A 26,214-nucleotide genomic window follows, 5' to 3' on the forward strand; every position below is an offset into this window, starting at 1 on the left:
ATGCGAACAGATTACGATGTCGCCGTCGTCGGCGGCGGATTGCTCGGCTCCGCCATCGCCTGGGGCCTGGGAAGACTCGGCAAGAAGGTGGCCGTGCTCGACGAAGGCGACATCACCAAGCGCGCCTCACGCGCGAACTTTGCGCTGGTTTGGGTCCAGAGCAAGGGGCTCGGCATGCCAGCCTATACCGTCTGGACGGTGCAGGCGTCACAGGCGTGGAGCAGGCTCGCCTCGGAGCTGAAGCAGCAGACCGGCCTCGATGTCTCGCTTCAGCAGAACGGCGGTTTTCATCTGACGCTTGGCGAGGACGAGTTCGGTCAGCGCGCCGAGCTGGTCAAGCGCATGCACAACCAGACGGGTGCCGCCGATTACAAGATGGAGATGCTGCCGGCATCCGAGGTGAAGAAGGCACTGCCGCTGATCGGGCCCGAGGTCTCCGGCGGCAGTTATTGTCCACTCGACGGTCACGTCAATTCGCTGCGCACGTTTCGTGCGTTCCACACCGGCTTCAAGGCATTCGGCATCGACTATCTTCCGGAGCGCCCGGTTTCGGCGATCAGCAGGAGCAGCGGCGAATTCTGCCTGACGACGCCGCCGGGCGAGCTCCGTGCCGCCAAGATCGTGCTCGCCGCCGGCAATGCTAACCAGACCCTGGCGCCGATGGTCGGTCTCCACGCCCCGATGGGCCCGACCCGCGGCCAGATCGTGGTGACCGAGCGCACCATGCCCTTTCTGCCGCATCCGCTGACCACGATCCGCCAGACCGACGAGGGCACGGTGATGATCGGCGACAGCAAGGAAGACGAGCTCGACGATCGCGCGCTGAAGCACTCGATCAGCGCCGTGATGACGGATCGCGCCCAGCGCATGTTTCCGCATCTCGCGCGGCTCAACGTGGTCCGGAGCTGGGCCGGCATCCGCGTCATGCCGCAGGACGGCTTTCCGATCTACGACCAGTCGGAGACGCATCCCGGTGCCTTCGTCGCCTGCTGCCACTCCGGGGTGACACTCGCCTCCAACCACGCCTTCGAGATCGCGCGGATGGTTGCGCAAGGCGCGCTCGAGCCCGAGCTGGTCGGCGCGTTCTCGGCCAGCCGTTTTGGCGCCGCCGGTGCCGCGAACAACAGCGGCTACTAGGGACATTGAAGGAGCCAGGATGTTCAAACGATCCGAGCAGGACAAGCGGCCAGCGGTGCAAATCTTCGTCGATGGCGTTGCCGTCGCGGCGCGGCAGGGCGACACCGTCTCCGCCGCGCTGCTGGCCTCGAGCTGCGATGCACGCCGTTCGACCGCAGTCAGCGGGGCGCTGCGTTTGCCCTATTGCATGATGGGCGTGTGCTTCGATTGCCTCGTCACCATCGATGGCGTCGGCAACCGACAGGGCTGCCTGGTGCCGGTCACCGACGGCATGCAGATTGAGATTCAGAAGGGCAAGCGGGAGATCGGGAAATGACTGTGGCTCCCAAGCGCGAAGAATATGACGTCGTGGTGATCGGGGCCGGGCCTGCCGGCCTTGCCGCCGCCGCGACGGCCGCCGAAGCCGGCCTGTCCACGCTGCTGCTCGACGAGAATATCGGCCCCGGAGGCCAGGTGTTTCGTGCCATCGCCTCGACGCCGGTGACCGACCGCAGCCAGCTCGGTGAGGACTATTGGGTCGGTACCGATCTCGTGCAGGCGCTACGCGCAGGCAACGCGGAGGTCATTCAGCGCGCAACGGTCTGGAGCCTCGATCGCAATCTCGATATCGCCGTCTCGGTCGGCGGCGCGTCCGCCTTCGTCAAGGCCAGGCGCGTGATCCTCGCGACCGGCGCGCTGGAGCGGCCGTTTCCGATTCCCGGGTGGACGCTTCCGGGCGTGATGACCGCGGGCGCCGCGCAGACCATGTTGAAATCATCGGCCCTGGTGCCGGATGGCCGCACGGTGATCGCGGGGCAGGGGCCGCTGCTCTGGCTGCTCGCCGCGCAGATCTTGCGTCTCGGCGGTCGCATCGATCGCATTCTCGACACCACCGAGCGCGGAAACTATTTCGCCGCACTCCCCCACGCTTTCGCTTTCCTGACCTCGCCGTATTTCGCCAAGGGCTTGTCGATGATGCGCGAGGTGAAGGCGAAGGTGCAGGTCGTCTCAGGTGTCAGCGAGCTTGCTGCCGCTGGTGACGGCCAACTCGCGAACGTCAGCTATGTCGCCGGCGGCAAACGCGAGACCGTCCTTGCGGATCTCTTGCTGCTGCACCAGGGCGTCGTGCCCAACGTCAATCTGGCGATGGCGGCCGGAATCGAGCATCGCTGGGATGATTTGCAATTGTGCTGGTCTCCGGTGCTGGATGCCAGCGGCAATTCGTCGGTCGCCGGCATTGCGATTGCTGGCGACGGCGCCGGCATCGGCGGGGCGAACGCAGCCGTAGTGCGCGGCCGCATCGCGGCACGCGCGGCAGTGGAGGCGTTGGCGCCTGCGGCTGCAAAAAAATTTGCGCCGATGGCGAGCCTCCGCGCCGATCTCGCCAAGGCCGAACGTGGTCGCGTTTTTCTCGACACGCTGTTCCGGCCGGCGCCGCAGTTTCGCATTCCCGCAGGCGACACCATCGTCTGTCGCTGTGAGGAGGTCACCGCAAAGGATATTCTCGACGCCGTCGCGATCGGCGCGACCGGGCCGAACCAGCTCAAGGCCTACCGCCGCACCGGCATGGGGCCGTGCCAGGGCCGGCTCTGCGGCCTCACCGTCACCGAGCTGATGGCGCAGGCACGGGGCAAGAGCCCGCAGGACATCGGCTATTACCGGCTGCGCGCGCCGGTCAAGCCGATCACGCTCGCCGAGCTCGCCGCCGTTCCGAAGAGCGCAGACGACATCAAGGCGGTGGTGCGCGGATGACGAAAAACGTGGATGCGATCGTCGTCGGCGGCGGCATCCACGGGTGCTCGACCGCGCTATATCTGTGTCTCGCCGGCCTCAAGCCGGTGCTGATCGAGAAGGACTATGCCGGCCGGCACGCTTCCGGTGTCAACGCCGGCGGCGTGCGCCAGCTTGCGCGGCACATCCCCGAAATCCCGCTTTCGATCCGCTCGATGGGTATCTGGGAGAAGATCACCGATCTCCTCGACGACGATTGCAGCTTTGAGAGCTATGGCCAGGTCCTCGTCGCCGAGAACGAAGAGGAACTCGCGGTCTGCCGCGCACGTGTGGCCGAGCTCAACGCGCTCGGCTTCACCCACGAAGAGCTGATCGATGCCGCAGAGCTGCGGCGCCTCGTGCCGGCGGTGGCCGAGACCTGTCCCGGCGGCGTGGTCTCGCGCCGCGACGGTGCGGCCAATCCCGCGCAGGCGACGACGGCGTTCCGTCGCAAGGCGGAGCAACTAGGTGCGACCGTGCGCGAGGGCATTGCCGCCACGAATATCCGGCACACCGATGGTCTCTGGCATGTCGATGTCGGCGCCGAGAGTTTTGCCGCGCCGGTGCTCGTCAATGCCGCCGGCGCCTGGGCCGGGACCATCGCAGCCGCGCTCGGTGAGCCCGTTCCGGTCGAGACGGTGGCGCCGATGTTGATGATCACCTCGCGCGTGCCGCATTTCATCGATCCGGTCGTGATCCTGCGCGGCCGCAAGCTGTCCTTCAAGCAATTCAAGAACGGCACGGTGCTGATCGGCGGCGGCCATTTGGCTACGCCCCATCAGGATCGTAACGAGACGGTGTTGGACTGGAAAAGCCTCGCGACCAGCGCCCGCACCGTGTTCGAGCTGTTCCCGGTCATGCGCGACGCGACGATCATGCGGGCCTGGGCCGGCATCGAGGCCAAGACCAAGGACGATCTGCCCGTGTTTGGACCGAGCAGCCGGCACAAGGGCCTCTATCACCAATTCGGTTTTTCGCTGCACGGTTTCCAGCTCGGCCCCGGCGCGGGCGCCGTCATGGCGGAGCTGATCGTCAACGGCGGCACCCAGACCCGCATCGGCGATCTCGGCATCGACCGTTTCCACCCCTCCACGCTCTAGCAAAAGAGGACATCATGAGCATTACCCGCAGCATCCGCACGCCCATCATGCACCGCGCCGTCGAAGCCAACGGCTTCGTCTTCATTGGCGGCACCATCGCCGACGACACCTCTGTGTCGATGGGCGAGCAGACCCGCAACATCCTCGGCAAGATCGCCGGCTATCTGAAGGAAGCGGGCACCGACAAGTCGCGCGTCGTGAGCACCTCGATCTTCGTCACGGACCTTTCCAAGAAGAAGGAGATGGACGCGGTCTGGACCGAGTTCTTCGGCGACAATCTGCCGACCCGCGCCACCGTCGGCGTCGCCGATCTCGGCGGCAGCGCGCTGATCGAGGTCGTGGTCACCGCGCTCAAGGGTTGATCGCGCGGGCCTGCGGCGGACGTCGGCGCTCCGCGCGCCGTCGTTCCTCAGAGCCTCGCCTTGATCTCGCCCTTCGATGGGATTAGTTAGAGAGCCCTCAAACAGGATATTCGAGATCCATGGATTTGACCCCGACCGCAAAGCCGACCTGCCTTGCTCACGGGGAATTCCATGCCTGCTTCCATCATCCTGTCCAACCTGTCGCTGTCCTCGCCTGACGGCCGCTCTCTTTTTTCCAATATCGATCTGACGTTCGGCGCCGAGCGGACCGGCCTCGTCGGCCGCAACGGCGTCGGGAAGACGACGCTGCTTGCGTCGATTTCGCGAGAGCACATTCCTCAATCGGGGCGCGTTGCTATCAACGGAACCGTTGGTCTGTTGCGCCAGGACGTCCAGCCCCTTGCGGGCGCGAAGGTGATCGACCTGTTCGGTGCGCGAGCCGCGCTCGATCTGCTTCGCCGTGCCGAGCGCGGGGATGCCTTGGCCGAGGAGGTTTCCGAGGTCGATTGGACCCTCGAAACACGGCTTACGTCCGCCCTTGCGCGTGTCGGGTTCGACGTCGCTCCGGAGATCGAGCTCGACCGCCTGTCGGGCGGGCAGGTCACGCGGGTTCGTCTGGCCGCGCTGATCTTTGCGGAGCCAGACTTCCTGCTGCTCGACGAGCCCACCAACAATCTCGATCGGGAGGGGCGCAAGGCGGTGATCGATTTCCTTGCGTCTTGGCGCGGTGGGGCGATCGTCGTCAGCCACGATCGGAGCCTGCTCGAAACCATGGATGCGATCGTCGAGCTGACGTCGCTCGGAGCTACGCGATACGGCGGCAATTGGAGCAGTTATTGCGAGCAGAAAGCCGTTGCGCTCGCGGCTGTCAGGCACGACCTCGCGCATGCCCAGAGGCGCCTGTCCGAGATCGACGGGAAAGCGCAGGAGGCCGCGGAGAGGAAAGCGCGCAAGGACGGCGGGGGTAAGAAGAAGCGCGCCAAGGGCGACATGCCGCGCATCCTGGCCGGCGCACGCAAGGACCGTAGCGAAGACACCGGCGGCAAGACCGCGCAGATCGCCGAGCGGCGGCGTGCGGATGCGCTTGAGGCCCTTGATACGGCGCGCCGGCGCATCGAGATTCTTCAGCCGCTGTCGGTGAAGCTGCCCTCGACCCGGCTGCCAGCGGGCAGGGAGGTGGTTTGGCTCGATTGCGTCAGCGCCGGCTATCGGCCGGACCGGGAAGTCTTGCGCGATCTATCGCTCGCGATCGTTGGTCCGGAGCGCCTGGCAATTGTCGGACCCAACGGTTCCGGCAAGACGACGCTGCTGAAACTCGTCGCCGGCGAACTACGTCCGCTCTCCGGCACCATGCGGGTCAGGCCGGATCTTGCGCTGTTCGATCAGAAGGCCAGCCTGCTCGATCCCGCGGTCTCCATCCTGGATAACTTCAGGCGCTTCCATCCGAAGGCGGGTGCAAATGAATGCCATGCGGCGCTGGCCCGGTTCATGTTTCGAGCCGATGCCGCCTTGCAGATTGCGGGACATTTGAGCGGCGGGCAGATGTTTCGTGCAGGCCTTGCCTGCGTGCTGGGCGGAGCGATGCCGCCGTCGCTGCTGATCCTCGACGAGCCGACCAATCATCTGGACATCGAATCCATCGAAGCCGTCGAAGCGGGCTTGAGGGCCTATGACGGCGCGCTGCTCGTCGTCAGTCATGATGAGGCGTTTTTGCAGGCGATCGGGATTACCCGACGGCTCGATCTTGCTGCCCCGAGGCAGCGCGCCGGTTGCAGGATCATTTGATCCCGCTTTGCGGTTCGGCACGACGACAATTTTCAAAAAACCCGACGCCCTGCCCCCAGCGCGTCGGGTGGAAAAAGATGAGTATCAATCCGTGATCCCAACGCAGCAGTTGTGACTCGCGTCGCTCCAATTTACCACTCCGGGAAACTACCGCGTTGGAACCGGACGCCGCCCAACCTGCGCCCGCCTAGGAGGCGGCGCTGCCGCCCGGTTCGAGCGCCTCACCCATCTCCAGCGGATGGGCCATGGTCTCGTGCAGCGCATCGCGGTCGAGCTCGCCTTCGGAGATGCTGATGACGACACAGGCGACGCCGTTGCCGATCAGATTGGTCAGCGCGCGGCACTCGCTCATGAACTTGTCGATGCCGACCAGGATCGCAATCGACTGGATCGGGATGTCGGGCACGATCGAGAGCGTCGCCGCCAGCGTGATGAAGCCCGCCCCCGTCACGCCAGAGGCGCCCTTCGAGGTGATCATGGCGATGCCGAGAATGCCGAGCTCCTGCCAGATGGTCAGATGGGTATTGGTCGCCTGCGCCAGGAACAGCGTTGCCAGCGTCATGTAGATGTTGGTGCCGTCGAGGTTGAAGCTGTAACCGGTCGGAATGACGAGGCCGACCACCGAACGCGAGGCGCCGAGATGCTCCATCTTCTGGATCATCTGCGGCAGCACCGTTTCTGATGACGAGGTGCCGAGCACGATCAGCAGCTCGTCCTTGATGTAGGCGATGAAACGCAAGATCGAGAAGCCGGCGAGCCGCGCGATTGCGCCGAGCACGACCACCACGAACAGGATGCTGGTGAGATAGAACGTGCCGATCAGGGCCGCGAGGTTGAGCAGCGAACCGAGGCCGTAGGCACCGACGGTGAACGCCATCGCGCCGAACGCTCCGATCGGGGCGACGCGCACGATGATGCGGATGATGCCGAAGAACATCTTTGCGGCCTTGTCGATCGCCTCCGCAATGGGCTCGCCGGCCTTGCCGAGGAACGCGATGGCGAAGCCCGACAGGATCGAGATCAGCAGCACCTGCAACAGATCGCCGCGTGCGATGGCGCCCAGATAGCTGTCGGGGATGATCGCCATCAGATGGGCGACGATGCCTTCTTCCTTGGCCTTGGTGACGTAGGTCGCCACCGATTTCGGGTCGATCGTGGCGGGATCGATGTTGAAGCCGTGCCCGGGCTGGAGCACCTCGCCGACCAGCAGGCCGACCGCGAGCGCCACGGTCGAGACCGTCTCGAAATAGATCAGCGACTTCAGCCCGACCCGACCGACGCGCTTGAGGTCGCCCATCGAGGAGATGCCGTGCACCACGGTGCAGAAGATCACCGGCGCGATCATCATCTTGATCAGCGCGATGAAACCGTCGCCGAGCGGCTTCAGGGCCTTGCCGAGATCGGGATAGAAATAGCCGACGAGCACCCCGAGTGCGATCGCGATCAGCACCTGAATGTAGAGGATCTTGTACCAGGGCTGGTGCCGGCGGTGGACGGCTGGCTGGATCGCAATCTGTGTCATAGAATAGGCCCCGGACGTATTGATCTTGTTTGATTTGCATCATGTGATGGCCGCTGCAGAAGCGACAATCACATTTTTGTCTGTTCGCACGAAGATCGGTCGCTGCACCGCAACTGGGGGGAACATGCCGATTGCAACGGGCTCCGATGGGCGAGCGCAAGGCTATTTTCCGCGTTGGATTCTGAAGTCCTCCGGCGTGATCATGCCCGAGCAGCGGCTGCCGCTTGGCCAGACCGTCGTCTCCGGTCTCCAGCATTGCGTCGCAATGTCGGGCTCGACGATCATCGCGCCGCTGCTGATGGGGTTCGATCCCAATGTTGCGGTGCTGTTTTCCGGCATCGGCACGCTGATCTTCTTCGTCATCGTCGCGGGGCGCGTGCCGAGCTATCTCGGCTCGAGCTTCGCGTTCATCGCGGTCGTGATCGCCGCCACAGGCTATGCCGGGCACGGGCCGAACCCGAACCTGTCGGTTGCGCTTGGCGGCATCGTAGGAGCCGGCGTCCTCTACGGCCTGATCGCGCTGGTCGTGATGTGGTCGGGGGTTGGCTGGATCGAGAAGCTGTTGCCGCCGGTCGTCACCGGCGCTGTGGTCGCCGCGATCGGCCTCAACCTCGCGCCGGTGGCGGTCAAGGCAGTGAGCGCCAATGCGTTCGACACAGGAATCGGGCTCGCGACCGTTCTGATCATCGGCGTGGTTGCCGTTGGCGCGCCTGGCCTGTGGCGCCGCCTGCCGATCATTCTCGGCGCGATCGGCGGATATCTTTTGTACCTGCTGTTCGCGAACGGCCTCGGCTTCGGCAGGCCGATCGACTTCACGCAAGTTTCGGCTGCGTCGTGGATCGGCCTGCCGAGTTTTACCACGCCGACCTTCCAGGCCGATGCAATCGTCCTGATCGCGCCGGTCGCGATCATTCTCGTCGCCGAGAACCTCGGTCACATCAAGGCCGTCGGCGCCATGACGGGCCGGAGCCTCGATGACTATCTCGGCCGCGCCTTGCTTGCCGACAGCCTCGCGACCATCGTGGCCGCCTGCGGCGGCGGCACCGGCGTCACCACCTATGCCGAAAACATCGGCGTCATGGCGGCGACGAAGGTCTATTCGACCTTGCTGTTTGCCTTCGCGGCGATGGTGTCGATCGTGCTCGGCTTCTCGCCGAAATTCGGCGCGCTGGTCCTGTCGATCCCGGGTCCCGTCATCGGTGGGCTCTCGATCGTGCTGTTCGGGTTGATCGCCGCAATGGCCGGCCGGATCTGGGTCGAGAACAAGGTCGACTTCTCAAGTCCGGCAAACCTGATCACCGTCGCGGTCGCGCTCACCGCAGGCGCCGGCGACCTCACGCTCAAATTCGGCGCCTTCACGATCGGCGGGATCGGCACCGCAACCTTTGGCGCCATCATTCTGTACCAGATCCTGACTTCGCGACTGGCTCGCCGCTAGGAGTGAATCCCAGCGGTGCGCCGACGGATGGAACAAAACGCCGGTTCCCTCCATGTTGATGTGTCCCCCGGAGAAGAACGATGCCACATATCGACCGCTCGACCACCTTTTCTTCGCGCCTCGTCGGCCAATACGCGCTGGTGACGGGCGCCTCGCAAGGCATCGGCCGCGCCGTCGCCATTCGGCTTGCCCAGGAAGGCGCGACCGTTGCCATCAACTATGTCGATCATCCGGAAAAGGCAGAGGAGGTGCTCGCGTACGCGCGTACGGCATCGAGCGATCGCGGCCACGGCAAGCTCGACCATGTCGTCGTCAGGGCCGACGTCAGCAACGAGCAGGGCGTAGCCGCGATGTTCGAGACGATCCTGGCGCGCTGGAAGCGTCTCGACTGCCTGGTCAACAATGCGGGCTTCCAGCGGGAATCGCCGAGCGAGGCGCTCGACATCGACACCTATCGCCGCATCATCGACGTCAATCTCAACGGCGCCGTGCTCTGCGCCCAGAAGGCGCTCGCGCATTTCGTTGCGCGCGGCGCAGGCGGCAGCATCATCAATTGCTCCAGCGTCCACCAGATCATCCCGAAACCCGGCTACCTCGCCTATTCCATCAGCAAGGGCGGCATGGCCAATCTGACACGCACGCTGGCACTCGAATTCGCCGGCCGCGGCATTCGCGTCAATGCGGTCGGTCCAGGCGCGATCGACACCCCAATCAACGCGGCCTGGACCGGCGATCCGGAAAAGCGCGGTGTGGTCACCAGCCACATTCCGCTCGGCCGTGTCGGCACGCCGGAGGAGATCGCCGGCGTGTTCGCCTTCCTCGCCTCGGATGAGGCCAGCTACATCACGGGGCAGACCATCTATGCGTGCGGAGGTCTGACGCTGTTTCCCGAATTCCGCGAGAACTGGGCAAGCTAGCGGGCTTCCTCGCCATCTGGCAAAACCGGCCTGCGCAGACTACATCTGCGTCATGGCAAATCATCCGCTCCGCGATTTCGTCGGCCGGCACGAAAATCTGTTCGTGCTGACCGGCGCTGGCTGCAGCACCAATTCGGGCATCCCCGATTATCGCGACAGTCACGGCGACTGGAAGCGGACCCAGCCGGTGAACTTCCAGGCTTTCATGTCGGAAGAGCATACGCGTCGGCGCTATTGGGCGCGCAGCCTGATCGGCTGGCGGCGGTTCGGCCAGGCGAGGCCGAACGATGCGCATCACGCGCTCGCCCGGCTCGAGGCGAGCGGGCGTTGCGGAATGCTGCTGACCCAGAACGTCGACCGGCTGCATCAATCCGCCGGCCACCGCCAGGTGATCGACCTGCACGGCCGGCTCGATCTGGTCCGCTGCATGGGCTGCGGTCAAAAGACCCCGCGGAGCGAATTCCAGGAGACGCTCGGCCACGCCAATGCGGAATGGTTGACGCTCGACGCGGCCGATGCGCCCGACGGCGATGCGGACCTGGAGCATGCGGATTTTTCGTCGTTCAAGGTGCCGGCCTGCGAATCCTGCGGCGGCATCCTCAAGCCCGACGTCGTGTTCTTCGGCGAGACCGTCCCGCGCGACGTGGTCGTGACCGCGCAGGATCATCTGGCGCAGGCGGACGCCATGCTCATCGTCGGCTCGTCACTGATGGTCTATTCCGGTTTCCGCTTCGTGCAGGCGGCCGCGCAACGGCAAATCCCGATCGCTGCGGTCAATCTCGGACGCACCCGCGCCGATGATCTCCTCACGCTGAAGGTCGAGGAGCGCTGCGAAGCGGCGCTTGCATTCCTGCTCTGATCGCGCGGCCTGCGAACACGCCTTGCCTATTGCATGGGTGCCAAGCAGAATAGCTGGACGGCAGCATGTTCCTGTCATCCATGGCATGGAAATTGCTGCGCTTTTGTCCTCGGTCTTGACGATCAGCACGGAGAGTTTGGAATGCTTGAGGGAGCCGAGGTGCGGCTTGCCGTCGATATCGGTGGCACGTTCACCGACATCGTGCTGGACGTGGGCGAGGTGCGCAAGACGCGCAAATTGCTGACGACGCCGCAGCGGCCGGAAGAGGCGGTGCTGGACGGCATGCGGCTCATTCTCGCTGATGCGCGCGCCTATATCAGCGACATCGACGTCTTCATTCACGGCACGACGCTCGCGACCAACGCCATCATCGAGCGTCGCGGCGCCAAGACGGCGTTGATCGCGACCGAGGGCTTTCGCGACGTGCTCGATATCGGCACCGAGAGCCGCTACGACCAGTATGACCTCTCCATCGACAAGCCGAAGCCGCTGGCGCCGCGATCTTTGCGCTTCACCGTGCCCGAGCGCATCGACGCGCATGGCGCCGTCCGCCTCCCGTTGGACGAAGCGGCGGTGCGCGCGCTCGCGCCAAGATTGCGCGCGCTGAACGTCGAGAGCGTCGCAATCGCGTTCCTGCACTCCTACGCCAATCCCGAGCACGAGCGCCGCACGGCCGCGATCATCAGTGAGGAGATGCCCGGCATTTCCGTGACCGTATCGTCCGCGGTGTGCCCGGAGATCCGCGAATATGAGCGCACATCGACTGCAGTGGCCAACGCCTATGTGCAGCCGCTAATCGATGGTTATCTCGCTCGCATGTCCGACGCCTTGCAGGTCGAGCAGTACCGCGGCGCGATCTATCTCGTCACCTCCGGCGGCGGTGTCACCTCGATCGAGACGGCGCGGCGCTTTCCGGTGCGCCTCGTCGAATCCGGTCCTGCCGGCGGCGCCATTTTCGCGGCGCAGATCGCGGCGCGTCTCGGCGAGAGCAAGGTGCTGTCCTTCGATATGGGCGGTACCACGGCAAAGATCTGTCTGATCGAAAAATACCAGCCCGAGACCTCGCGCGTGTTCGAGGTCGATCGCGCAGCGCGCTTCCTGAAAGGTTCGGGTCTGCCGGTGCGGATTCCCGTGATCGAGATGGTCGAGATCGGCGCCGGCGGCGGCTCGATCGCCCATGTCGATGCGATGAAGCGCGTCACGGTCGGTCCTGAGAGTGCCTCGTCGGAGCCCGGGCCCGCCTGCTACGGCCGCGGCGGCCTGCGCCCGGCCGTGACGGATGCCGACGTCGCGCTCGGCATGATCGATCCGGACGACTTCGCGGGTGGCACGATCAAGCTCGACCCTGAACTCTCGAAGCAGGCGCTGCTGCGCAGCGTCGGCGAGCCGCTGGGTCTGTCGGCAGAGACTGCGGCCTATGCCGTGCACGAGGTCGTCTGCGAGAACATGGCGAGCGCGGCGCGCGTGCATGCGGTCGAGCGCGGTGAGATTGTCGGTCAGCACACGCTGATCGCCTTCGGCGGCGCGGCGCCTCTGCATGCGGCGCGCGTCGCCGAGAAGATCGGTGTCTCCCGCGTGATCGTTCCTTCCAATGCCGGCGTCGGCTCGGCCGTTGGCTTCCTCGCGGCTCCGATCGCCTACGAGCTGGTGCGCAGCCGTCATGTGCGGCTCGACGATTTCGACACCGAAGGGGTCTCCGATCTGCTCCAGGAGATGGTGACCGAAGCGCGTGCGCTGGTCGAGACGGGTGCGGCAGGCGCGCCGGTCCGCGAGCGCCGCGCGGCCTTCATGCGCTATGTCGGTCAAGGCCATGAGATCTCGATCGAACTGCCGAACCGGCGGCTGGCGACGGCCGATCTGGCCGGCCTGCGTCAGAAGTTCGAGGCGGATTATGCGGTGATGTTCGAGCGGCCGATCCCGGGTGCGGCGATCGAGGTCTTGAGCTGGTCGGTGCTTGCGACGACCGAGGCGCGCAATCCGCCTATTGTCGCAACCGTTACGCGCAAGCCCGCCGGGAAGGCGACCGGCAGCCGCAAGTTCTTCGATGGCCGGGTCGGGGAGGTGATCGAGATCCCGCTCTATCGCCGCGAGGACATGGCGCCAGGCGCGACGATTGCAGGTCCCGCCGTGATCGCGGAGGACGAGACCTCGACGTTCGTCTCCAACAGTTTTGATGCCCATATCGACGGTGCCGGCAGCATCGTCATGGAACGGAAGGCGGCCTGATCATGAGCAAGGCAAGCGGCGCGAGCCTGATCGACCTTCAGATCATGTGGCACCGGCTGATCGCCGTGGTCGAGGAGCAGGCGCAGGTGCTGCTCCGCACGGCCTTCAGCCCGATCGTGCGCGAATGCGGCGACCTCTCGGCCGGCGTGTTCGACCTCAAGGGACGGATGCTGGCGCAGGCGGTGACCGGCACGCCCGGCCACGTCAACTCGATGGCGGAATCGGTCAAGCACTTCATCGCCCACTTTCCGATCGAGACGATGAAGGAGGGCGACGCCTACATCACCAACGATCCCTGGATGGGCACCGGCCATCTCAACGATTTCGTCGTCACCACGCCCTGCTTCAAGGACGGCAAGCCGGTCGCGCTGTTTTCCTGCACCAGCCATCTCATGGACATCGGCGGCATCGGCTTCGGACCCGACGCCACCGACGTGTTCATGGAGGGGCTCTACATCCCCATGCTGAAGCTGATCGACCAGGGCGTCGTCAACGAGACGCTGATGGCGATGATCCGCACCAACACGCGGCTGCCGATCGACACCGAGGGCGATACCTATTCGCTCGCCGGCTGCAACGACGTCGGCTGCGAGCGCCTGGTCGAGATGATGACCGAGTTCGGCATCGACTCGCTCGATGCGCTCGGCGACTACATCTGCGACCGCTCGCGCGAGGCCGTGCTGGCCGAGATCGCCAAACTGCCGAAAGGCAGCTGGCGCAACACCATGGTGGTCGACGGCTATGATGAGCCGGTCACGCTGGCCGCCGTGCTGACGATCTCGGACGAAGGCATCCACGTCGACTTCGACGGCACCTCGGCCGCGTCCAGGTTCGGCATCAACGTGCCTCTGTCCTACACCATCGCTTACACCGTGTTCGGTCTCGGCTGCGTCGTCGCCTCCCAGATTCCGAACAATGCCGGTTCGCTCTCGCCACTGACGGTGTCGGCTCCCAAAGGCGCGATCCTCAATGCGCCAAAGCCGGCGCCGGTCGCCTCGCGCCACATCATCGGCCAGATGCTGCCCGATGTCGTGTTCGGCTGCCTGCGCCAGATCATTCCCGAGCGCGTGCCCGCGGAAGGCACCTCGTGCCTGTGGAATCTCAACGTGCGTGGCCAGACCCGCTCGGGCGCCGGCGGCAATTACGGATTTTCGATGGCGGTGACCTCCAATGGCGGGACCGGCGCGCGCTTCGCGAAGGACGGGCTGTCGGCGACCGCCTATCCCAGCGGCGTGCGCGGCACGCCGGTTGAGATCGCCGAGACGCAGACGCCGCTGATCTTCTGGCGCAAGGAACTGCGTCCGGATTCCGGCGGGGCAGGGCGAACCCGCGGGGGCCTCGGCCAGATCATCGAGGTCGGCAGCGGTGTCGATGCGCCGTTCGACATCCTGGCGGCATTCGATCGCATCGATCATCCGCCACGCGGACGTGATGGCGGCAAGAACGGCGAGGCCGGCTATGTCGGCCTGAAGTCCGGCAAGAAGCTGCGTGGAAAAGGCTTTCAGCAGGTGCCGCCGGACGACCGGCTGGTGGTGCTGACACCAGGCGGCGCCGGCATCGGCGATCCCCGGGAGCGCGCGCCGACAGCCGTCAACGACGACATCGAAAGCGGCCTCGTGTCTGCCGACAATGCGGTTGAAATTTATGGGCACACGCGATGACGCTTCAGGCGTCGTGCGCGTAGCAAACGGAGGGGCTCAATGATCACGCGACGGACTTTTACCGCGGGCGCAGCGACGCTGCTCGCAGCCGGCCACATCTCGACCCGCGCGCGAGCGGCGACGGTAAGCTGGGACATGTCGACGGTATGGCCCGACGGCAATTTCCACACCCAGAACGCGTTTGCCTTCGCGGAAGAGGTGAAGAAGCAGACTGCTGGCTCGGTCGCGATCACCGTGAAGGCCGGTGGACAGCTCGGCTTCAAGGGCCCCGAGCATCTGCGCGCCGTCCGCGACGGTCTGGTGCCGCTCGCCGACGTCCTCAATATTCAGCAGGTCGGCGACGAACCCTTCATGGGCGTCGAAAGCATTCCCTTTCTCTGCGGCTCCATGGACGAATTGAAGGTGCTGCACAAATACGTGCGGCCCGAATACGAGAAGGTCGCCGCGCGCAACAACCAGAAGATCCTCTACATCGTGCCCTGGCCGACGCAATATCTGCATCTCAAGGTCAAGGTCGCCGATGTCGACGGCTTGAAGAACATCAAGATCCGCGTGCCCGACAAGAACGCCGTCGACATGCTGGCCGTGGTCGGCATGGCGCCGGTGATGATTCCGTGGGGCGAGACCATCCCGGCGCTGGCGTCGGGCGCGGTCTCCGGCGTATCCACCTCGTCGGTGTCGGGCGTCGACGGAAAATTCTGGGAATTCCTGAAATACATCTACCCGACCAACCACGTCTGGTCGTCGCAGATGCTCACCGTCAACCTCGATTCCTGGAAGGCGCTGAGTGCCGATCAGCAGCAGCTCGTCGCCGGCATTGCCGCGAAGATGGAGCCGGGCTTCTGGGCGAACTCGCTCAAGGCGGATGTCGACAGCCTCAACCGGCTCAAGGAAGGCGGCATGGAGGTGGTGCCGGTCTCGGATGCCATGATCACGGACATTCGCGCCAAGACGGCGCCGCAGCTCGACGCTTTCGTCAAGCGCGTGCCGGCGGCCGACAAGCCGGTGCGGGCCTATCTCGCGGAAATGAAGCGCTGAGGACTTGCAGTGGCAGATGTTTTGCCTGCGTCGTCCCATAGTCTCAACGCGGCGGCGCCGGCGCCGCTGCGCATCCTGCTCGACGGCATCGACCGTCTTGGCCGGCTGGACGGCTGGATCGGTGGCGGCTGCCTCTTGATGCTGACGCTGCTGATGCTGTGCGAGGTCGCAACGCGCTTCCTCTCGAACTTCCTGCCGTTCTTTCCGCCCACAATCTCGATCGCGTGGGAGTATTCCTCCTATCTGATGGCGGCGTCCTTCACCTTCGGCGCCGCCATGACCCTGCGCGTCGGCGGCCATATCCGTGTCGTGCTGCTGCTGAAGAACGTCTCCGCTCCGTTTCAGCGCGCGATCGAAATCCTGTCGGCCGCCGCCGGCTTCGCCTTCATGGCCTTCCTGACATCATCGATGGCGAAGTTCGCCTTCGGCGCCTATGTGCGCGGCCAGGTCTCGACCTCGAGCGACACCCCGCTGTGGTTTCCACAGGCCGTCGTCACCTTCGGCATGCTGCTGCTGACGCTGCAGTTCCTGGCGCGCGTGATCCAGGCCGTGCTCGGCCTGCCGCTGGAGGACCACCGCATGAAGGCCTCGCCCGTCGAATGATCGCCCACGCGCCAGCCAGCAGACACCGGATACCATGACCATCGAAGTCGTTGCTCTCTTCGGGATCCTGTTTGCGCTTCTGGCATGCGGCGTATGGATCGGCCTGACGCTTGCGCTCACCGCAACGCTGCTGCTGGCGATGTTCCGCTCAATCCCGCTCGACAAGCTGCTGCCGCAATACGCCTGGAACATCTTGACGACGCAGGAACTGCTGGCGCTGCCGCTGTTCATCCTGATGGGCGAGTTGCTGTTTCGCACCCGTCTGTCACGTTCTCTGTTCCAGGGGCTCGCGCCCTGGGCGGGGCTTTTGCCGGGTCGTCTTCTGCATGTGAACGTGATCGGCTGCACCATCTTCGCCGCAATCTCCGGCTCGTCGGCGGCGACGACGCAGGTGATCGGCCGCATGTCCCTGAACGAACTGCTGCGCCGCGGCTATTCCCGCGACATCGCGATCGGCTCGCTCGCCGGCGCCGGCACGCTCGGCTTTTTGATCCCGCCATCCAACATCATGATCATCTACGGCGTGCTCGGCGACGTCTCGATCCTGAAACTGTTCACGGCCGGGGTGCTGCCCGGACTGCTGCTGGCCGCCACCTTCATGGGGTGGGTGATGCTGCACACGACCCTTAACCCCGGCATGGTGCCGGAGGCGGAAGCCAAGCTCTCGCAAGTGCCATGGCGCGAACGGTTTGCGGCGCTCAAGGACCTCGCGCCGGCGCTGTTCCTGATCGCCTGCGTGCTCGGCTCGATGTATGGCGGGCTGGCGACGCCGTCGGAGGCCGCCGCGGTCGGCGTGTTCGGCGCGGCGCTGGTCGCCTGGGCGCAGGGCTCGATGTCGCAGCAGGTGATGCGTGACGTGCTGATCGGCTCGGTCGTGACCTGTTCGATGATCGCGCTGATCGTGCTCGGCGCCTCGATCCTCGGCAACGCCGCGGCCTTCCTCGGCATCCCGCAGGCAGTCGCCGCCTTCGTGAAGGGCTTGGGGCTATCGCCGTTCATGCTGATCGTGGTGCTGATTATCTTTTATCTGATCCTCGGCTGTTTCCTCGATGGCTTCTCGATGATCGTGATGACGCTGCCGATCGTGCTGCCGATCGTGAAGGGCGCGGGCTTCGACGAGATCTGGTTCGGCATCTTCCTCGTGCTTGCGGTCGAGATGGCCCAGATCACGCCGCCGGTCGGCTTCAACCTGTTCGTGATCCAAGGCCTGACCGACGACGGCCTCGGCTACATCGCGCGCGTCACGATGCCCTATCTCCTCATCATGGTCGGATTCGTGCTGCTGCTGACGCTCTGGCCCGGCATCGTCACGATCCTGCCGAGGGTGTTGTACGGATAGATTGCGCCGTCCCGGCCGCTCAGCCGGGACGGCGCGCCTCAATCGTCAAAGCTTACGCCGCGGCCTTCTTCCGCGCCTGCTCGGCCTTGTACAGCTCGAACTCTTCCGCGATCGCCTTGGCGATCGAGGGCCGTTGACGCAGGCGTTCGTAATAGGCCTTCACGTTCGGCCATTTGGCGAGCTCGATCAGCGGCGTCGCCATGGTCCAGTTGATGACCGTGACGAGATAGGCGTCGGCGACGCTGAATTGGTCGAGCAGGAAGTCGCGCCCCTTCAGGTAATTGTCGAGATAGTCCAGCCGCGACAGGTTCTTCTCCAGCGCGTAGGCTTTCGTCTCCTGCGGCGCCTTGCGGTCGAGCACCGGGATGAACAGGCCCTTGTGCAGCTCGGTGCCGATGAAGCAGAGCCATTGATGCAGTCGCGTGCGCTCGATGCCCGCTGCGGCTCCGAGACCCGATTGCGGGAAGCGGTCGGCGATATATTGCAGGATCGCGGCGTTCTCGGTCAGCACCACGCCGTCGTCCGTCCGCAGTGTCGGCACCAGGCCGATCGGGTTCACGGTTCGAAAGTCGGTGCCGTCGCTCAGCACCGTCTTGGTCGGCGGATCGACTTCGAGATAATTGGCTTCGGCGCCGGCTTCATACAGCGCGACGCGGCTCGCCATCGAACAGGCGAGCGGCGAGAAATAAAGATCCATCTTGAGCCTCCTTGGGCAATTCTTCGATGTGACTTTTGGAGTGGCGCTCAACCTGGCCAGATTGATTTTTGTACTGTCCTGCATATTATGGCATTGGTCAAGGATTAAATTGCGAAATGGTACAAAAATCGAAGCCGCCAGCTGCTGCCACTGAGCCCAAGCGCCGCGGCCGTCCGCGCGCCTACGAACCCGAGGTCGCGCTCGGCAAGGCGCTCGACCTGTTCCGCACGCAGGGTTTCGCCGCGACCTCGCTCGACGATCTCAGCGAAGCCACCGGCATGAATCGCCCGAGCCTCTATGGCGCCTTCGGCGACAAGCGCGAGCTCTACATCAAGAGCTATCAGCGCTACCGTGAGGACGCGCGCGCATCCATGGTGGAGATCTTTCGACAGGAGATGCCCGTGCGCCAGCGGCTGGAGCGTATCTTCGCCTCCGCGCTGAACATCTATCTGTCCGGCGCAACCGGCCCGCGCGGCTGCTTCACCGTGGTCACGGCGGCCTCCGAAGCGGTCGGCGATCCCGACATCCGCGCCATGGTGCTCGATGGCCTTAACGAACTCGACAAGGCGTTTGCGAGTTGCTTCCGCCGCGCCAAGGAGAAAGGCGAATTGCCCGAAAGCGCCGATCCCGCCGTGCTGGCGCAGCTCGCTTCAGCGACCGTGCACTCAATTGCCATTCGTTCGCGCGCGCGCGTGTCGCGGAAGGATCTCGAGGCGATCGTGAAGGGAGCGATCGACGTGATGGTGGGACGAAAGAGCTAGGCGGTTGCGTGGCGCGAGCTAACGTCGTCCTGGCGAAAGCCAGGACCCCTAGCCACCGAATCTGGTTTGGCGAAGATTCGGAGTTGCCGCCGTCGCGCCGCAGCTCCTCCCTGTAGCCCGCCTACGCCGCGCGAATATGCGCGAGGAAGCGGTCCACCTCGTCCCGCAGCCGCTGCGATTGCTTTGACAGCTCGATCGCGGAGCCCAGCACCTCCTCCGCTGCTGTTCCCGTCGCGGCGATGCCGGCGGTGACGCCTGCGATGTTTTGCGAGACCTCGCCGGTGCGGGCGGCTGCCTGCTGCACGTTCTGGGCGATCTCCTGCGTTGCGGTGCCCTGCTGGCCGACGGCGGCGGCGATCGCGGCGGAGATCTCGTCGACCTCCTGGATCGTTGCGCAGATCGACTGGATGCCGTCCACTGCGCCGGTGGTCTCGCCTTGTACCGCCGTGACCTGGGCGCCGATCTCCTCGGTCGCTTTGGCGGTCTGGGTTGCCAGCGCCTTCACCTCGGAGGCGACCACCGCAAAGCCGCGGCCGGCTTCGCCCGCGCGCGCCGCCTCGATCGTCGCGTTGAGTGCCAGCAGATTGGTCTGCTCGGCGATGCCGCTGATGAAGGAGACGACGTCGCCGATTTTTTGCGCGGCGTCGGCCAGACTTTGCACGCGCTCGTTCGACCGTCGTCCGTCGCTCGCGGCTTTGCCGACCACCGCGGTCGCGTGCGCAAGGCGCCGGCTGATCTCGGTCATGGACGACGACAGCTCTTCCGCGGCGGCAGCGACCGTCTGCACATTTTCCGAGGCGAGCGCCGAGGCCGACGACACCGTGCCGGTCTGCTGCCGCGACCGCTCGACGATATCAGACATCGAGCGCGCCGTGTTCTCCATCTCGACCGCGGCCGAGGAGACCGTGGTGACGACCTCGCGGATGCTGGCTTCGAAATTGTCGGCGAGCGCGGCGAACGCGCGTCGCTTCTCCGCTTCGGATTGCGCCTTAGTGTCGGCCTGTTCGGCCTGGAGCCGGTTGAAGTTGACGGCGTTGTCGCGGAACACCGCGACAGCCTTGACCATCGCGCCGACCTCGTCATTCGCCTTGCTGACGGGGACGGTGACATCGAGGTGTCCGTCGGCCAGCTCGCGCATCACGCTGGTGATGGAAATGATCGGGCGCGAGATGCTGCGGGCGATGAGATAGCCGACGATGGCGGCGAGCACGAGCCCGAGCGCGGCGATGCCGAATGCCAGCAGCCAGGCACGGTCGGCGGAGGCCACATAGTCGGCATTGTCCATCACCAGTTCGACGGCGCCGAGCGGCTTGCCGGAAAAATCCCTGATCGGTCCGAGCAGCGCCGCTACCGGCGTCGTGTCGAGCTTGGCCTGCCGTACCGTGAAGTCGCCGCCGGCGGCGCGGCCGTAATCGGCCGCATCGAAGAAGCTCTTCCCCTTCAGCGTGCCGCCGAACAGCTTGAAGCCGCCGCCGTCCGCGAGATGGAAGGCGATGTCGACATGGCGGTCGGTCTTGAAATCGTCGAGGAAGGACTGGCCGAAGGTCAGGCCAAACTCCACTGAGCCGAGATGCTTGCCGCCTTGCGCGATCGGCACGACGCCGCGGATGCCGAGCCCAGCCAAGCCGCCCTCGAGGCCGACCACGACCTTGCGCTCCTGGTTGGCCATGATCACGGTTTTGCGGAAGCCCGAGAGGTCGTCGCCAAATTTAGCAGGCTGGTGCACGCGCAGGAACGAGGTCGCGGGCGCCACGTGGAACTGGAACTGTTCGACGCCGTACTCCGATTTGGTCGCAGCAAACACCGGCCCGAACAGGCTGATCAGGGCATTGCGATCCTGTTTGGCCATCGCGTCCTGCGTTGCCGGCATCGCGGCGACGACGGCGCTCATGGCGGCGGCGCGCTGGGATTCCTCGGCAATTCGCGACTGGAGCGCGTCGTAATGACTGCGAAGCTCGCGCTGGTCGGCCCGGTCGATGATGCCGGAAATGATCCACATCGCCCCGAGCACGGCGAACAGGGCGGTCGCCGCCGCCGTCACCGCCAGCGCAACCGTGATCCGCATCCTGAGGCCGAGCGTGAAGCGCATGTCCGACTCGTTCGTTGAGCGTTGATTAAGGAGACCTATCAACTTCTCGCTAAGAGAGGGTGAACGGGATGCCGGCCGAGCGGGTGCCTTCGGGGGTGACGGAGTGACCAAAGAAGTCTGGTGTCGTCCTGGCTTTCGCCAGGACGACACGGAGGGTAGGGAGCGGTCGTGCCTTTTTCAGGCGTGCGGCCTAATACCCCCGCGTCCGGTCCACCACGTTCTCCAGCACACCACACGCCTCGAACCGCGCGATCTGCTCGGCGACATAGGCCGAGATCGCGTCGGCGTCGGTGTCGGCGGCGTTGTGCGGGGTCAGCAAAACCTTGGGATGGGTCCAGAACCGGCTGTCCGCCGGCTGCGGCTCCTGTACGAAGACGTCGAGCGAGGCGGCGCCCAGCGTGCCGTCGTCGAGGCAGGCCAGGATGTCGGCTTCATTCTGGAGGCCGCCGCGGCCGGCGTTGATCAGCACGGGCGCACCGAGCGGGCTCTTGCGGTTGAGCTTGGTGAAGACGTCGCGGTTGAGGATGCCGTGTGTATCAGGCGTCAGCGGCAATAGGCTGACGAGAATATCGGTCGTGCGCAGGAACGCGTCGATTTGCCCGGCGCCATGGAAACATTCGACACCCGCGATGATACGCGGGCTGCGGCTCCAGCCGGCGACGCGGAAACCAAGCCGCCGCAGCACATCGGCCGCATCAGTACCGAGCGTGCCCAGGCCCATGATACCCACCGTGACGGCGCTCGCTGGCCATTGATAGGTCGGCTCCCAGCGCTTTTCGCGCTGCGACTGGCGCAGATAAAGCTCCTGGCGGTGGTGCATCAGCACGTGCTGCACGACGTATTCGGTCATGCGGCCGGTCAGATCAGGCACGGCCACGCGCACCAGCGGCACGTTCGGAAGGCTCTTGTCCGCCATCAGCGCGTCGACGCCGGCGCCCAGATTGAAGATCGCACGCAGATTGGGGAAAGAGCCGAGGTCGCCCGGCACCGGCTTCCACACCGCGGCATAATGCACCTCGGCCGGATCGAGCCCGGCATCGGGCAGCAGCACCACGCGGCGGCCGCCGCAGACGGCGTCGAACCGGGCCTTCCAGCGCTCAGGCAGCCAGTTCTGCTGCGTGCTGTTGATCAGGACGGCCAGGGTGCCAACGGTCATTCGAAGTGCCTCTTTAAGTTCCGCTTTTGAAGGCCCTCCTTGGCACGATCTGCCGGATTTTTCTTGCAATTTTTTTCCGCAGCCATGTCGGGGCAAGGCATACTGGATCGTCTTCAAAACAAGCGCTCAGAGAAGGTACTGCCCATGCTTTATGCGATCCTTTGCTATCACGACGAGGACTTCGTCGGCTCATGGAGCAAGGACCAGGACGAGACCGTGATGAAGAAGCTCGCCGTGGTGCAGGAAGGTCTCGCGAAGCAGGGCAGGCTCGGCCCGGTGGCGCGGCTGCTGCCGACCACTGCGGCAGCGACGCTGCGCAAGGTGGACCCGCCACTGGTGCTCGACGGCCCCTACGCTGAGACCAAGGAGCAGTTGCTCGGCTTCTATATCGTGGATTGCAAGAATCTCGATGACGCACTCGATGTCGCCCGCGACCTCGGTGCCGCCAATCCCGGCGGCGCCTACGAGGTGCGCCCCGTCGGCGTGTTCAGTCCCGGAGGGAATCTGAAATGAGCGAAGCCGATACCGCCTGGATCGAGACCGCGCTGACCTCGGCGCGCCCCCAGGCGGTCGGCGCGCTGCTGCGCTATTTCCGCGATCTCGACACCGCCGAGGAGGCCTTCCAGAACGCCTGCCTGCGCGCGCTGAAGACCTGGCCGCAGAACGGACCGCCGCGCGATCCCGCCGCCTGGCTGATCATGGTCGGCCGCAACGTTGCCATCGACGAGGTGCGCCGCACCCGCAAGCAGCAGCCGCTGCCGGAGGACGACCAGGCGATCTCCGATCTCGACGACGCCGAGGGCGCGCTCGCCGAGCGGCTCGACGGCTCGCACTACCGCGACGACATCTTGCGGCTGATGTTCATCTGCTGCCATCCAGGGCTGCCGGCAACGCAGCAGATCGCGCTGGCGCTCCGCATCGTCTGCGGCCTGACGGTGAAGCAGATCGCGCGCGCCTTCCTGGTGTCGGAAGCGGCGATGGAGCAGCGCATCACGCGTGCCAAGGCCAAGGTCGCGGAGGCCGGGACGCCGTTTGAAACGCCGGGCGCGGTCGAGCGCTCGGAGCGGCTCGCCGTTGTCGCGGCGATGATCTATTTGATCTTCAACGAGGGCTATTCGGCGAGCGGCGACACCGCCGAAATCAGAAAGCCGCTGTGCGAGGAAGCGATCCGGCTGGCGCGGCTGCTGCTGCGGCTGTTCCAGAGCGAGCCGGAGATCATGGGACTCACGGCGCTCATCTTGTTGCAGCATGCGCGCAGTGCCTCGCGCTTTGCCGCGGATGGCTCGCTGATCCTGCTGGACGACCAGGATCGTTCGCTGTGGAACGGCACGATGATCGCGGAAGGCCTCGCGCTGATCGACAAGGCGATACGCCATCGCCGCAGCGGGCCCTACCAGATCCAGGCCGCGATTGCTGCGCTGCATGCCCGCGCCTCCACGCCTGAGGAGACCGACTGGGCGCAGATCGACCTGCTCTATGGTGCGCTGGAGGTGGTGCAGCCCTCGCCGGTGGTGACGCTCAACCGCGCGGTCGCGGTTTCCAAGGTGCGCGGACCGCAAGCCGCGCTCGACCTGATCGAGCCGCTGGCGCCAAAGCTTGCCAACTACTTCCATTTCTATGGCGTGCGCGGCGCCTTCCTGATGCAGCTCGGCCGCAACGACGAAGCCCGCATCGCCTTCGACCGCGCCATCGCCCTCGCCAACACGTCCGCAGAAGCCGCTCACATCCGCATGCATCTCGATCGCCTGATCCGGGACAGCCAGCCCAAGGGCGCCAATGGCGGCGCCAGGCAAGACGCTAAGGTCGAAGGCGCAAAGGTGAAGTAGGGAGCGCCTGCCTGGGGCATAACAAATTTTTCCGCTTCGCCTTGTCGGGCCCGGTCCCCTCCCTTCGTCCTAGGAGCGTATCCAGGGAGCCATTCATGCTGAAAGCCATTGCCGTCATCGCCATCCTGCTCGCGGTCGGAATCGTGGGCGTGCTCGGCTTTGCCCTGACGAAGCCCGACACATTCCGCGTCGAGCGCAGCCTCGCCGTGAAAGCGCCGGCCAATGCAGTCTATCCCTTGGTTGCCGATTTCCATCGCTGGACGGCCTGGTCCCCCTACGAGAACCGCGATCCTGCGATGAAGCGGGCGTTTGGCGGCACCGCGCAAGGCAAGGGCGCGACCTATGCCTGGGACGGCAACAACAATGTCGGCGCCGGCCATATGGAGATCCTCGAGGCGAGTGCGTCGTCAAAACTACGCATCAAGCTCGATTTCGAGCGGCCTTTCGAAGGCCACAACACCGCCGAGTTCACCTTTGTGCCGCAAGGCGATGCCACACTGGTCACGTGGGCGATGTCCGGTCCGGCCCCGTTCCTGTCCAAAGTCATGCAGGTGTTCGTCAACATGGACAACATGATCGGCAAGGATTTCGAGGCGGGCTTGGCCAGCCTGAAGAAGCTCACCGAGAAGTAGCGCCGTCACCCCGAACCAAAGCAAAAAGGAGAGAAACGATGCTCAATGCCTATCTATTCTATCAGGACACCTGCGAAGCGGCGTTCAATTATTACGCCAAGGTTCTCGGCGGCAAGATCGACGCCATGATGCGTTCTTCGGACGCACCGCCGGACATGGCTGCGGCGCCCGGCCGCGAGAAGACGATCATGCATGCGCGGATGTCGCTGCCCGACGGCAGCGTGCTGATGGCCTCCGACGCACCAAGCGAACATTTTCACAAGCCGCAGGGCTTTTCGATCTCGCTCACGGTCGCGGACCCGGCGGAGGGCGAGCGCAAGTTCAACGCGCTCGCCGATGGGGGCAACGTCACCATGCCCTTCAGCAAGACGTTCTGGGCCAAGGGTTTTGGCATGTGCGTCGACAAGTTCGGCATTCCCTGGATGGTGAACTGCCCGGCCGAGGGAATGTGACAGGCGCGATCGCCTGACGCGCTGAACGGCGATCCCCTCTCCCCTACGATGCGGGAGAGGGGCGCCCATGAGGACGTCGCGTCGACCGCGTGCCCCTCAGCGGATCGATCCGGTCACGTCATTGCTCGGTGGCTGGGAGGAGGGAACGCAGCGCGGACAGATCACGAGCTTTGTCCCGAGCTGCCTGTCATTCTCCGCTTCGATTTCGTCGTGGATTGCCCACCAAGCCGCGGAGTACGGGCGCAAGGTGCCGAGGACTCTCTCCCGCTCCTGATTCGGATCACTCGCCGCGGGAGCTTGGGTCGCCACGCGACGCTTGATGACGGAGGGACGGTTCGGATCCTGACCGAGGCCGTCCCATGCGATCGGACGGCGATCCTGCGCAGGCGCGACCACGCATCCCATGAGCGTTGCGCAAAAAGTGAGCAAGACGAAGCCGTGTCGCATCATGCCGGACCCTTGGGTGTTGTATGCGACGCGCCAAGTCCGCTTACCGAAGCTTGCGTCGCACCGCTCAAATGGAACCTAAGGGAAACGCGTGGCCGACATGGCCGAATATGAATTCTGCTGTCGCACCACATTGCGAGAGCAGTGAGGCCGCTTCGTGAAATGATGCGGACCGCATCGCACAACAACTGGCGCAAGATTAGGCTGTGAACTCCGGGACAGAATCGTTATTTATTTCGTCATAAATTCTAAAAACTGGGGCGGGCGGACTTGGAAGGGGAGCGACCGATGGCGGCGGCGCTGCAGATCAACTTTGCACTTTGGGGTATGCTCATCTGCGCGAGCATGGAATTGACCGAGTTGATCCAGAGTTTTTACTAGACCTCTCGAAGCAGGTGACCGGCGCAATTTTGGCGGG

Annotated in this window: 24 protein-coding genes; 19 read left to right on the top strand and 5 right to left on the bottom strand. The window is 64.9% G+C overall.

The features are described 5' to 3' along the window. The 6 genes from ACFQX9_RS36875 to ACFQX9_RS36900 all read left to right on the top strand — a co-directional run bounded on the left by ACFQX9_RS36875 (position 1) and on the right by ACFQX9_RS36900 (position 6,133). Positions 1–1,137, top strand: coding sequence for an FAD-binding oxidoreductase (locus ACFQX9_RS36875; RefSeq protein ID WP_085348926.1), 1,137 nt, complete (start codon positions 1–3; stop codon positions 1,135–1,137). A gap of 19 nt (positions 1,138–1,156) precedes the next feature. Then, positions 1,157–1,453, top strand: coding sequence for a (2Fe-2S)-binding protein (locus ACFQX9_RS36880; protein WP_018453756.1), 297 nt, complete (start codon positions 1,157–1,159; stop codon positions 1,451–1,453). Further along, positions 1,450–2,868 carry an NAD(P)/FAD-dependent oxidoreductase gene (locus ACFQX9_RS36885; RefSeq protein ID WP_085348925.1) on the top strand — a complete coding sequence of 473 codons (1,419 nt, stop codon included), beginning with the start codon at positions 1,450–1,452 and terminating at the stop codon, positions 2,866–2,868. Before ACFQX9_RS36880 ends, ACFQX9_RS36885 begins: the two co-directional genes overlap by 4 nt. Continuing rightward, positions 2,865–3,986 carry an FAD-binding oxidoreductase gene (locus tag ACFQX9_RS36890; protein WP_018453758.1) on the top strand — a complete coding sequence of 374 codons (1,122 nt, stop codon included), beginning with the start codon at positions 2,865–2,867 and terminating at the stop codon, positions 3,984–3,986. The genes ACFQX9_RS36885 and ACFQX9_RS36890 overlap by 4 nt, the downstream gene beginning before the upstream one ends. A 14-nt stretch (positions 3,987–4,000) precedes the next feature. Continuing rightward, a complete protein-coding gene (locus tag ACFQX9_RS36895) occupies positions 4,001–4,348 on the top strand; it encodes a RidA family protein (protein ID WP_007596366.1) in 348 nt (115 codons plus the stop codon). 171 nt (positions 4,349–4,519) lie between these two features. Next, positions 4,520–6,133, top strand: a complete 1,614-nt coding sequence (locus ACFQX9_RS36900; RefSeq protein WP_377791974.1) for an ABC-F family ATP-binding cassette domain-containing protein — start codon at positions 4,520–4,522, stop codon at positions 6,131–6,133. Positions 6,134–6,320: 187 nt separating this feature from the next. Here ACFQX9_RS36900 and ACFQX9_RS36905 read toward each other — a convergent pair whose 3' ends face one another. After that, entirely contained in the window at positions 6,321–7,655 is a 1,335-nt protein-coding gene (locus ACFQX9_RS36905) for a dicarboxylate/amino acid:cation symporter (protein ID WP_085359486.1), read from the bottom strand. A 124-nt stretch (positions 7,656–7,779) separates the two neighbouring features. On the opposite strand from ACFQX9_RS36905, the gene ACFQX9_RS36910 reads away from it, so the two are divergent. From ACFQX9_RS36910 to ACFQX9_RS36945, 8 genes are all read left to right on the top strand, one after another. Beyond that, a complete protein-coding gene (locus ACFQX9_RS36910) occupies positions 7,780–9,093 on the top strand; it encodes a solute carrier family 23 protein (RefSeq protein ID WP_377791975.1) in 1,314 nt (437 codons plus the stop codon). Between the two features lie 80 nt (positions 9,094–9,173). Continuing rightward, complete coding sequence (locus tag ACFQX9_RS36915; protein ID WP_377791976.1) at positions 9,174–10,010, top strand: SDR family oxidoreductase; 837 nt, start codon at positions 9,174–9,176, stop codon at positions 10,008–10,010. A 52-nt stretch (positions 10,011–10,062) separates the two neighbouring features. Further along, positions 10,063–10,869 carry an NAD-dependent protein deacetylase gene (locus ACFQX9_RS36920; RefSeq protein WP_377791977.1) on the top strand — a complete coding sequence of 269 codons (807 nt, stop codon included), beginning with the start codon at positions 10,063–10,065 and terminating at the stop codon, positions 10,867–10,869. 141 nt (positions 10,870–11,010) lie between these two features. Next, positions 11,011–13,095 carry a hydantoinase/oxoprolinase family protein gene (locus tag ACFQX9_RS36925; RefSeq protein WP_204512226.1) on the top strand — a complete coding sequence of 695 codons (2,085 nt, stop codon included), beginning with the start codon at positions 11,011–11,013 and terminating at the stop codon, positions 13,093–13,095. Positions 13,096–13,097: 2 nt separating this feature from the next. After that, on the top strand, positions 13,098–14,756 hold the full coding sequence (locus tag ACFQX9_RS36930; RefSeq protein ID WP_085359478.1) for a hydantoinase B/oxoprolinase family protein: 1,659 nt from the start codon (positions 13,098–13,100) through the stop codon (positions 14,754–14,756). Positions 14,757–14,795: 39 nt separating this feature from the next. Next, positions 14,796–15,794 (top strand): TRAP transporter substrate-binding protein, encoded by a 999-nt coding sequence (locus ACFQX9_RS36935; protein ID WP_018453766.1) that lies wholly within the window; start codon positions 14,796–14,798, stop codon positions 15,792–15,794. Between the two features lie 9 nt (positions 15,795–15,803). Then, positions 15,804–16,397 carry a TRAP transporter small permease subunit gene (locus ACFQX9_RS36940; RefSeq protein ID WP_085394693.1) on the top strand — a complete coding sequence of 198 codons (594 nt, stop codon included), beginning with the start codon at positions 15,804–15,806 and terminating at the stop codon, positions 16,395–16,397. A gap of 34 nt (positions 16,398–16,431) precedes the next feature. After that, the gene (locus ACFQX9_RS36945; RefSeq protein ID WP_085348915.1) at positions 16,432–17,736 is read left to right on the top strand and encodes a TRAP transporter large permease; all 1,305 of its coding nucleotides are present in this window, start codon (positions 16,432–16,434) and stop codon (positions 17,734–17,736) included. Between the two features lie 52 nt (positions 17,737–17,788). Here ACFQX9_RS36945 and ACFQX9_RS36950 read toward each other — a convergent pair whose 3' ends face one another. Next, complete coding sequence (locus ACFQX9_RS36950) at positions 17,789–18,433, bottom strand: glutathione binding-like protein (RefSeq protein WP_085348914.1); 645 nt, start codon at positions 18,431–18,433, stop codon at positions 17,789–17,791. 116 nt (positions 18,434–18,549) lie between these two features. Between ACFQX9_RS36950 and ACFQX9_RS36955 the strand changes: the two genes are divergently transcribed. Then, positions 18,550–19,194 (top strand): TetR/AcrR family transcriptional regulator, encoded by a 645-nt coding sequence (locus ACFQX9_RS36955; protein ID WP_018453770.1) that lies wholly within the window; start codon positions 18,550–18,552, stop codon positions 19,192–19,194. 121 nt (positions 19,195–19,315) lie between these two features. Here the strand turns inward: ACFQX9_RS36955 and ACFQX9_RS36960 are convergent, their stop codons facing one another. Beyond that, on the bottom strand, positions 19,316–21,283 hold the full coding sequence (locus tag ACFQX9_RS36960) for a cache domain-containing protein (protein WP_377791979.1): 1,968 nt from the start codon (positions 21,281–21,283) through the stop codon (positions 19,316–19,318). Positions 21,284–21,473: 190 nt separating this feature from the next. Beyond that, complete coding sequence (locus ACFQX9_RS36965; protein WP_018453772.1) at positions 21,474–22,439, bottom strand: glyoxylate/hydroxypyruvate reductase A; 966 nt, start codon at positions 22,437–22,439, stop codon at positions 21,474–21,476. 144 nt (positions 22,440–22,583) lie between these two features. On the opposite strand from ACFQX9_RS36965, the gene ACFQX9_RS36970 reads away from it, so the two are divergent. From ACFQX9_RS36970 to ACFQX9_RS36985, 4 genes are all read left to right on the top strand, one after another. Next, positions 22,584–22,952 (top strand): YciI family protein, encoded by a 369-nt coding sequence (locus tag ACFQX9_RS36970; RefSeq protein WP_377791980.1) that lies wholly within the window; start codon positions 22,584–22,586, stop codon positions 22,950–22,952. Next, on the top strand, positions 22,949–24,265 hold the full coding sequence (locus ACFQX9_RS36975; RefSeq protein ID WP_018453774.1) for an RNA polymerase sigma factor: 1,317 nt from the start codon (positions 22,949–22,951) through the stop codon (positions 24,263–24,265). Before ACFQX9_RS36970 ends, ACFQX9_RS36975 begins: the two co-directional genes overlap by 4 nt. Before the next feature lie 95 nt (positions 24,266–24,360). Next, positions 24,361–24,897, top strand: coding sequence for an SRPBCC family protein (locus tag ACFQX9_RS36980; protein ID WP_018453775.1), 537 nt, complete (start codon positions 24,361–24,363; stop codon positions 24,895–24,897). Positions 24,898–24,935: 38 nt separating this feature from the next. Continuing rightward, a complete protein-coding gene (locus ACFQX9_RS36985; protein WP_377791981.1) occupies positions 24,936–25,349 on the top strand; it encodes a VOC family protein in 414 nt (137 codons plus the stop codon). A 96-nt stretch (positions 25,350–25,445) separates the two neighbouring features. On the opposite strand, the gene ACFQX9_RS36990 is transcribed toward ACFQX9_RS36985, so the two are convergent. Beyond that, the gene (locus ACFQX9_RS36990; protein WP_085348911.1) at positions 25,446–25,799 is read right to left on the bottom strand and encodes a hypothetical protein; all 354 of its coding nucleotides are present in this window, start codon (positions 25,797–25,799) and stop codon (positions 25,446–25,448) included. Between the last annotated feature and the right edge of the window lie 415 nt (positions 25,800–26,214).

The sequence above is a fragment of the Bradyrhizobium sp. GCM10028915 genome (genome assembly GCF_042666195.1).
Lineage (GTDB): Bacteria > Pseudomonadota > Alphaproteobacteria > Rhizobiales > Xanthobacteraceae > Bradyrhizobium > Bradyrhizobium canariense_D.